11 protein-coding genes are annotated in these 8,965 nt (G+C 41.8%); 10 read left to right on the plus strand and 1 reads right to left on the minus strand.

The features are described 5' to 3' along the window. Window positions 1-193 precede the first annotated feature (193 nt). The 7 genes from ACKI5G_RS03320 (at window position 194) to ACKI5G_RS03350 (ending at window position 5,099) form a co-directional block, all read left to right on the plus strand. Entirely contained in the window at window positions 194-574 is a 381-nt protein-coding gene (locus ACKI5G_RS03320) for a PH domain-containing protein (RefSeq protein ID WP_407397614.1), read from the plus strand. An 11-nt stretch (window positions 575-585) separates the two neighbouring features. Beyond that, window positions 586-1,818, plus strand: a complete 1,233-nt coding sequence (locus ACKI5G_RS03325) for a diaminopropionate ammonia-lyase (protein ID WP_407397615.1) — start codon at window positions 586-588, stop codon at window positions 1,816-1,818. Window positions 1,819-1,970: 152 nt separating this feature from the next. Further along, window positions 1,971-2,306, plus strand: a complete 336-nt coding sequence (locus ACKI5G_RS03330; protein WP_407397617.1) for a nucleotidyltransferase domain-containing protein — start codon at window positions 1,971-1,973, stop codon at window positions 2,304-2,306. After that, window positions 2,299-2,679 carry a HEPN domain-containing protein gene (locus ACKI5G_RS03335; RefSeq protein ID WP_407397619.1) on the plus strand — a complete coding sequence of 127 codons (381 nt, stop codon included), beginning with the start codon at window positions 2,299-2,301 and terminating at the stop codon, window positions 2,677-2,679. The genes ACKI5G_RS03330 and ACKI5G_RS03335 overlap by 8 nt, the downstream gene beginning before the upstream one ends. A gap of 179 nt (window positions 2,680-2,858) precedes the next feature. Beyond that, window positions 2,859-3,575: a hypothetical protein gene (locus ACKI5G_RS03340; RefSeq protein WP_407397621.1), complete on the plus strand. Its 717-nt coding sequence runs from the start codon at window positions 2,859-2,861 to the stop codon at window positions 3,573-3,575. A gap of 182 nt (window positions 3,576-3,757) precedes the next feature. Next, window positions 3,758-4,510, plus strand: a complete 753-nt coding sequence (locus ACKI5G_RS03345; RefSeq protein WP_407397623.1) for a LytR/AlgR family response regulator transcription factor — start codon at window positions 3,758-3,760, stop codon at window positions 4,508-4,510. Further along, window positions 4,449-5,099: an ATP-binding protein gene (locus ACKI5G_RS03350; RefSeq protein WP_407397625.1), complete on the plus strand. Its 651-nt coding sequence runs from the start codon at window positions 4,449-4,451 to the stop codon at window positions 5,097-5,099. The genes ACKI5G_RS03345 and ACKI5G_RS03350 overlap by 62 nt, the downstream gene beginning before the upstream one ends. Window positions 5,100-5,101: 2 nt before the next feature. Here ACKI5G_RS03350 and ACKI5G_RS03355 read toward each other — a convergent pair whose 3' ends face one another. Next, complete coding sequence (locus ACKI5G_RS03355; RefSeq protein WP_407397627.1) at window positions 5,102-5,722, minus strand: hypothetical protein; 621 nt, start codon at window positions 5,720-5,722, stop codon at window positions 5,102-5,104. Between the two features lie 183 nt (window positions 5,723-5,905). Here ACKI5G_RS03355 and ACKI5G_RS03360 point away from each other — a divergent pair, with 183 nt between their 5' ends. The 3 genes from ACKI5G_RS03360 to ACKI5G_RS03370 all read left to right on the plus strand — a co-directional run bounded on the left by ACKI5G_RS03360 (window position 5,906) and on the right by ACKI5G_RS03370 (window position 8,525). Continuing rightward, window positions 5,906-7,123 (plus strand): DUF6033 family protein, encoded by a 1,218-nt coding sequence (locus tag ACKI5G_RS03360; RefSeq protein ID WP_407397629.1) that lies wholly within the window; start codon window positions 5,906-5,908, stop codon window positions 7,121-7,123. Window positions 7,124-7,431: 308 nt separating this feature from the next. Next, complete coding sequence (locus ACKI5G_RS03365) at window positions 7,432-8,124, plus strand: Rpn family recombination-promoting nuclease/putative transposase (RefSeq protein WP_407397631.1); 693 nt, start codon at window positions 7,432-7,434, stop codon at window positions 8,122-8,124. 80 nt (window positions 8,125-8,204) lie between these two features. Continuing rightward, on the plus strand, window positions 8,205-8,525 hold the full coding sequence (locus tag ACKI5G_RS03370) for a hypothetical protein (RefSeq protein WP_407397633.1): 321 nt from the start codon (window positions 8,205-8,207) through the stop codon (window positions 8,523-8,525). Window positions 8,526-8,965: the final 440 nt, after the last annotated feature.

Below are 8,965 nucleotides of genomic sequence, written 5' to 3' on the forward strand. Positions count from 1 at the left end.
TGGCTACGATCCGACTTACAATGGCATGATGACGGACCTTTCTGTGTTGCAGGAGTCACCGTTCACAGACCAAGGCAGCATAGCGGACATTTTTACTGATTTGTCAGTTTGGGCTGGAATCAGAAAGGTTATTGATGGGATAAATTATAATGCTGGGGTTATGTAGTAGGTGGTAAGATAGGAGGAGAGCACTATGGGGATAATTAGTGGCTTGATGGGAAATGCTTCCCAGACCGACATTGAAGATGTAAAGAAGGATTATGCCAAGCTCCTTGGACAAAATGAAAAGGTGATACAGGCTTATCGGTGGATCAGAGATTTGATGATTTTTACTGATTATAGGCTAATATTGGTGGATATTCAGGGAGCCACCGGCAAAAAAGTGAATTATCATTCCGTACCATATAAAAATATCCGCCACTTTGAGGTGGAGTCGGCAGGGCATTTTGATTTAGATGCAGAGCTGAAAATCTGGGTGGCAGACATGGGAGCTACACCTCTTGTAAAGACCTTCAGCCAAGATGCTGATGTGTATCGTGTCCAGGCCCTTTTGGCAGAGTGCATTGGGCGGTAAGGGGAATTACAATGAAAGAATACAGAATAGGTTGTGTATCTGTGATACAGAACACCGCCAGGTCTGAGAATAAAGGGCCTACGTTTCTGTCCGAAGCGTCGGTTGCCCAAGTTCAGAGAATTCATCGGGGACACCCTGATTATCATGAGACCTCGCTCCGGAGGCTGGATACTATGGCTGAGAGGTTGGGAGTAAAGGCGTTCTTTGTAAAAGACGAGTCACAGCGATTTGGACTGAACGCATTCAAGGGATTGGGTGGTCTTTATTCCATTACCAGGGTGATTTGTCGTGAGCTTGGACTTGACGCAGAGGAAATCAGCTTTTCTGATTTGAAAGAGCCGGAGTATCAGGAGGCTGTTCACAAGATGGTGTTTGTCACCGCTACGGATGGAAATCACGGAAAGGGTGTCTCTTGGGCGGCAGGACAGCTCGGCTGCGAGGCTCATGTATATATGCCAAAAGGCTCCAGTGAGCTCCGTGCTCAGGCCATTAGGGATGTTAATCCGAAGGCAGAGGTCACTATCACGAAGACCGGGTACGATGACACCGTGCGATATGCTGCGGAGGTAGCGGAAAAACAGGGCTGGATCCTGATTCAGGATACTAGTTGGGACGGATATGTGGATATTCCATCTTGGATTATCCAGGGATATACAACCATGGCGGAAGAAGCCAGCAGACAGCTGGAGGAACAGGGGCTTGTGCCTACCCATGTGTTTTTGCAAGCCGGTGTAGGGGCCATGGCAGGGGGAGTAACGGGATATCTGGTGAATCGCTATAAGGGGAGGAGACCAGTCATCAGCGTTGTTGAACCGGAAAATATGGCATGTATTTATCAGTCTGCTTTGATGGGTGATGGGGAGGCTCATGAAGCAGTGGATCAGGCCCCGACTATCATGGCAGGTCTAAACTGCGGTGAACCATGCACAATTGCCTGGCCGATCCTTAGAGACTTTGTGGATTGGTATTTCAAATGCCCAGATTATATTTCAGCCTATGGAATGCGCTTGCTGGCGGCGCCACAGGGATCGGATCCAAAGGTGATATCTGGAGAAAGTGGAGCAGTGACCACTGGTCTTGTAAATTTGATTGCCGGTAAGGAAGAATATGCGGATATAAAAAAACTTTTGAAACTTGGTAAAGATTCTGTGGTCCTCTGTATCAGTACGGAGGGTGATACAGACCATGAGCATTATCGGGAGATCATATACGAAGGAAAGAATCCAATGCCGCAGCAGGCATGATTGTATGCTTTTAGGATTATGTGCTGATGGAAAATATATCCTTGCTTTGTTTTCTATGCCATAGGTTAAAGTTATGAGTTTAGATACAGAATTCCATTGTTATGATATAATTTTCATAGTAGGTGCGGTTTTTTGATTGGTGGTGAAGCAAAATGACATCTTTATCCCTTGAAAAAATAATTGTTATTATTAAAGATGGGTACAGACAGGTATATGGTGATGACATAATTGATATATATCTTTATGGCTCCTATGCACGGGGGGATTATGACAGTGAGTCTGATATAGATTTTGTCGCTGTAGTAAAGGGTGATAGGCTGGATTTGCAGCGAAAGCTAAAGAAAATGTGGGAATTGTCTGCAGATTTAGGTTTAGAAAATGATGTTATTATTTCACCTACAGTAATTCCGTATAATGAGTTCACCAAATATCAGAATACACTCCCATATTATAGAAACATAATAAAGGAGGGGCAGAAGGTTGGATGAGCTTGTAAAGTACCGTTTGGATAGTGCCAAGGAAAAATTGGATTCGGCTAAGATTTTGCTGGATAATGAAAAGTATAAAGACTCTATTGGTCGTTCATATTATGCCATTTTTACAGCCGTGAGAGCTGTACTGGCCAGAGACTCCGTTGATTTTGCAAAACACGCAGGTGTAATCTCATATTTTCAACGAGAGTACATTAAGACAGGTGTTTTCGAGAAAAAATATTCTGCTTACTTGCAGGAGGCGTTTCAGGTTAGAAACAACTGTGATTATGATGATTTCTATATCGTATCCAAGGTTGATGCTGATGAACAGTATTCTAGGGCTGTAGAATTTTATAATGCAATTGAGCAATATCTACTTAAAAGCTAATATAAAACATTTATATGCCAAAATGGTCGTGCGTTTTGCTGGGCTGTTTTGGCTTTTCTTTTGTCGTTCACACCCTAAAAACCATCGTTCGCGCCGTTTCTATTGATAAAAAGCTCATACCTACGATACTATAGATGAAAATAGCAGTATTATATTAATTCCTGTAAGGGGGGATTGGAATGTCTACTATATCATCTATGGCACGCAACAATTATTTGATGTTGCGGTATGCACAAAATACCGGCCAATCTTTGTTTAATACTGGGAAGTCAGCTAATAAGACGTCCTCCTTGTGGAGTGACGGCAGTTCAATGTTGGGTGGATATGGATTATTAGGTAGTATATCCTCTTCTTCAATGTCTGGCTTAATGGGGCTTCGTTCGGGGATGACTGAGCTGGTGAAGTCCTATGACAGTACAGCCAAGGCCTTTAAGACCGAGTTTTCAGATACCATGAGCGATTTGTCAAAGGCCTCTGCGGACATAAAGAAAATAAACTTTGATGTGGGTGGCAAATCAGCCCTTACACAGACAACCAGTGAAGACGGAACAGTAACAACCACAAAAAGTAGTGAACTGGTGGATGCATTGAAGGGTATTGAGGATTTTGCCAGCAAATATAATGATGCTATTGGCTTTTTTAAGGATAATGCAGATTTGTCTAAGTACATGAAAAATATAGCTAACACTTTTTCAGATACTACTTATCGGGCCAAACAGTTCAGTGGTATTGGAATTGCTGTAGGCAATGATGGAAAAATGAAAATTGACGAGGATGTACTGACTAAGGCTTCTGGGGAAGGATGGTTTGGCAGGGATGGCAGACAGACATATTTCCTTTGCCAAGTCTCAGCAAAATCGGCTGTTTCCGTCGATTTCCTCAGCTCTGGGCATTAATGGAAAATCTAGTTCACTTTATTCCAGCAACTCACTAATGAGAATGTCTGGTTATTCGTCTCTTGGCAACCTGTTTAATTCATGGATTTAAGGCGCATATTCAGATAAAATATCTCTGGGAAATAATTTCAGAGATATTTTTTTTGGGGCGAAATAAAACATATAGAATGGGGAGATCACTTGTGGAGGTGCGAATTGCTGTTTGCGACAGTGATATAGAATTTTGTAAGGACTTGGGAAATATGATTGCAGCCCACAGGCCTGAGGCAAGGGTAGAGTCGTTTTCTTCAGCCGCTGATTTACTACAGGCTGGAAGGGATTTTCATATATATTTTCTGGATATAAAGGGTGTTTCAGGTCTGGATATAGCCCGTAAAATCAGGGAACATCAGGCCCAAAATGGTAAGATACGAAGCATTATAATATTCGTAACCGGCTATCGGGAGCATATGGAGGAGGCCTTTGATGTGCAGGCCTTCCATTATTTGTTGAAGCCTGTCCAAAGGGACAAATTTGTTCAGGTGCTTGGGCGGGCCTTGCAGGAAGTGGAATTTCGGGCAAAGCAGGAGGAAGAATATGTACTGCTGAAAATTACCAGTCATCAGACTGGAAGCAAGGACACCAGAAAGGTTTTTCTGCGGGACATATACTACATAGAAAGCAACAACAAAAAGGTAACGGTGCATACCACCGGGGGAACCTATGAGGTGCAGGGCACCATGGATGAATTTGCCAGTGGACTGGGCCCAGCCTTTTACCGTTGTCATCGGTGCTATTTGGTGAATTTTGCCATGGTATCATCCTATAATCAGAATTGTGCAATCCAAGGACGAAGAACGGAAACGGCTGCTTTTAGAAAATCGGGTAGCGGATGTGCAGCACCAAATCGAGGATTTGCAGGATATTTATGGCGATATGCGGGGGCTGCGCCATGATTTGCGTGGGCATATAGCCAATCTCGCGGCATATATACGCAACCGTTCTATGGGGGAAAATAAGGATTTGGACGATTATTTGGATGGAATGGAAAAGACCGTAGCCCGACTGGATTTTGCGGATCATACCGGTAATCCAATGTTGGATGTGATTTTGCACCAGATAAGGCAACAGGCAAAAAGGAAGGAAATTGATTTTTCCGTGAATTTCCATTACCCTAAAAATGCTTCCTTTGATGTATATGATGTGAGTATTATCTTGAACAATGCTTTGCAAAATGCCATAGAGGCCTGCGAAAAAGTAAAAGGAGCGCGAAATATAGATTTGCACTCCTACGAAAAGGGTTCATTATTCTTCTTGGAAATAGAGAATGATTATGATGGGCAGTTAGTGTGGAAAAAAGGGGCAGAGCTCCCGGAAACAACCAAGGCGGAAAAGCGGGTACATGGCATTGGCTTGGATAATATTCAGCGTTGTGCCAGAAAATATAATGGTGATGTGGAGATAAGGGCATTGTCTAAAGGGGACAGACAGGTGTTTAATCTCACTGTTATGCTTTATCATAGGGAAGAAAAAAGTGATAATTGAGATTAATGAAATAAATTGTCTTGGATTGTTTGTTCAAGCTGAACTTGGGCGGAACCGGTTTTTATTAACCGTTCCGCTTCTTTTATTATTAGGCCTGGTTCATTGCCAACTACCGGCTGGCCCATGAGATTGCCCCCTCCGTCTACAAAGCAGACCGTTGGGGCATTTTTGATACGAACCAAAAAGCTGTCAAGGTCGTCATTGACCATTAGTTGTGGGATATCTGTAGGTAGATTCCATACAACGGATTGTGCCAGAGAGAGTTTCTCTTTATTGTCTGTTTCCCGTAAATCACCGATGATGCCAATGATAGGGATTTTATTGGTGGAGTTATTCTGCCAGTTGGCCAAGGCACAAAGCAAATCACGGCTGGTGGCGGTGTCTTGGGTTACCCAAAGGCAGACGATTGATATATTGCTTTCTGATGAGCGGGCAAAAATATCCTGAGTAACGATATTTCCTTGCAAATCCTTGGTATGAAAGGCAGGAAAAGAAATAGTGTTTTGCTCCTGATATATACTTGGTGTTACGTTAATGCGGCTTATTATGAAGCCGTCTACTGCCAGTAAAAGAAAAATTGTTAGTAAGGGAATTAACAAAATTCTTCGGGATATTTTTTTCATGGTTTAGCCCCTTTTTTCGTTTTACTCATCATAGCATGAGAATATAGGCTGAGCAACGAAAAGAGCTGTGTAAAGGTAGCCGTTCACACCTAAAAATGAGTCATTCGCACCAAAAATGTAAGCTGGGATGAATTTATAACGATATATAAGATAAGAAAAACTTGTGGTGGGGAGGTAATTAAAATGCCAGTACGTATTGGACAGAGCTATGTGTCGGAGGCTGCGGCAGAATATGCCAAGGCTCGACAAAAAGAACGGGAGGAAGCTGCTGCTAATGAAAAAGGCAGTGTCTTTTCGGAATTGCAGGGCAAATTTTCAGGGATGAAGTTTAGCATTGGAACAAATCCTTTTTCGGGGATGGGGACAAACAATGTTTCCATTTCTCCGAAAATATTGATGCAAATGGAGAATGACCCGGAGAAACGGTTGGAGTATGAAGCTCTGCTATACGATGTTTCCAACACAGACTTGGTTCAAGGGAGAAATTTGAAATCTGCAGGTTGGATTATTGATGACAATGGCGGTCTTCGTGCTTGGAGTGTTGGTGTCAGTGATAATAGAAATCAGTCTTTTGTGAAGCGATCGAATACGAAAAACTGGTGGCAGGAGTTGCTGGATAAGCAGTCGAAAAAAGCTAAAAAAACATCTAAGGGTTCTTTGAAAGCTTTACAGGAAAAGATTGAGGAAAAGAAGAAGGAGATGGCTTCAGAGCTTAAGGATATCCCGTATTTACCGGTAGACCAGCGCGCCCTTAAGCGGATGGCTGATAGTCATGTTACGGATATTCTGCGGGATAATACTGAGAAAATTATGCAGATACCGTATAATGGCAATCCTATGCTTGCTAAGGCTTATCTGCAAAATAACAAGGTAGCTGGCACAAGTCAGGCTTTTAAAAATATTGATGAACTGAATGCTTATCTGTGGGATAATTATCAAGTGGTCAGTGGTGGCATGACCAGTATTTCCTCAAAGTATTTGCAGAAATGCCTCACTGATGATGACAGCCGTAATAGATTGTTTGATATTTTGCGTGCAGCGGATGAATCCTATGCCAGCCGTAAGGATGAGGTGGGCTTCCAGGGGATGAATGTCAGGATAAGTGAAAATGGAGAAGTGACCACGGAATCGTCTAAAAGTACAGTTACAGTTAATGAGGGAAAACGCAGTCGTCAGATTGCAGCAGCGGCCACCCAGAAAGATATGCAAGCCGTAATTGCATTGTTGGAACAGGATTTACAGGAAGTGGAAGATGGTTATAAGCAAAATAAGTGCGATGAGGCGGAAGTAGAAAAAGTAAAACGACTTTTGGCAGAAGCCAAACAGCGAATGGGCACCTTGCCAGATAGAGAACCAACTCAGGAGGAGCAGAGCATAATGTCCATAAATATGTTGATTTAGAACAGTGCATATCGTTATGAGGAATAAAATACCAATTTTGTTTTGAGCTGAGGGAAATGATAACGCATTTCTTTCAGCTTTTTTGTTATTAAAGAGGGTTTTTGATAAATACTCTAGGCTGTTTATTGATACTATATAGATAAAAAAGATAATTATCTTATATAAATTAAATAAATTGATTTAATTGCATAAATATATTAGAATATAATTGCGCAGACAATAAAAAGATAATTGATGGATTTAAAACTTTACGTTTCAAATAGCATGGAAATGGTTTATGGAAAAATCATAAGAAATGGGGTATTATTTTGAGTAAGAAAGATTCCATTACAAAATACTATATAGGAAATCCAACCAGATTTGCTGATTTGTTTAACGGCTTTTGTTTTAATGGTGCCGAGAGAGTATTGCCAGGTAATCTTCGGGATATTGATACTACTGGTGTGGTTATTCCCTATGGTACTGATGGCGTGGCTGTGCCGACTCAAAAGCACAGAGATGTGCTGAAGACTTTGACCAAAACTGATGGTAAAGCCACATATTGTATTTTAGGTGTGGAAAACCAGTCAGAGGTCCATACAGCCATGCCGGTGAGAAATATGCTTTATGATGCCATCACCTTGGCTGACCAGATATCTGCCTTGTCTGCTTCCCATAAAAATAATCATGATAAGGCCAGTGACAAAACAGAGTTTCTGAGCGGTTTTCATCGTAGTGATAAGCTACTGCCGGTGATTACTATTGTTGTTCATTGGGGTGCTGATCAATGGGATGGACCTGTATCATTACGACAAATGTATTCAAAAGAGATTGATGATAATTTTTTGAAATATTCTCCGGATTATCATATTAACTTAGTTTCGCCAGCTCTGATGAGTGATGAGGAGCTAGAGATTTTTCAATCTGATTTACGTGAAGTACTGAAGTTTATCAAGCATTCCAAGGATAAACAAAGTATGCAGGCGTTAGTAGACAGCGATCCTAAATATAACGAGCTTTAAGATGTCCCCTTCCTCTTTAGGTGGGGGAAAACAAACTACAACAGCTGGTGAGCATATCTCCCAGCTCGATGAAACGCTAATTGGAAGATTTTTCTTCTAAAGAAGAAAAATTTGAACAATGGCGTTATAAAGCACTGAATCGTGATGCAGTACAAACTATAAGCATATGTGCCAATGTTGATTATAAGATTCCTGATGGAGAGGAGCCGATAGATATGTGTAAGGCAATAGAAGATATGAAGGACGATGCCCGCAACGAGGGTCGTATGGAGGGACGTATGGAAGAGCGTATCGCATCTATCCGCAAGCTTATGAATAAAATGGGCTGGTCCGCCCAGGAGGCCATGGATGCCCTTATGCTTCCAGTAGAAGAGCAAAAGCAGTATAGAACGTTGATTTGATACGTTTTTGTAGATAATCAGATAGATGTGTGTAAGGCAATAGAGGATATGAAAGACGATACTTGTAAGGATGGCCGTGCAGGGAATTTATTTCAAATAGCAATGAAAACGTTTAGAAAAAGATTTATTTTTGAGCTGAGGGAATGTGAGCACATTTCTCCCAGCTTTTTCTTTTGCGCTAAAAGAGGATTTGCCAATACATACCTTGGGCCGTATAATTAATTATGTTGTTTTGTGTGCAGTTTTAAATAGGAGTTTACATTATGAATGATTATATAAAAGAACGGGAAGAAAGTGCCAGAAAGCTGGCAGCTGAGCAGGTGCTGCCAAATGTGCAGTGGTTTCCCGGTCACATGACCAAGGCAAGAAAAATTATCACTGAAAATCTGAAGCTGGTGGATGTGGTTATTGAGCTGCTGGATGCCCGTATTGCATACAGC

This window comes from Anaerovibrio sp. (genome assembly GCF_045637405.1).
Lineage (GTDB): Bacteria > Bacillota > Negativicutes > Selenomonadales > Selenomonadaceae > Anaerovibrio.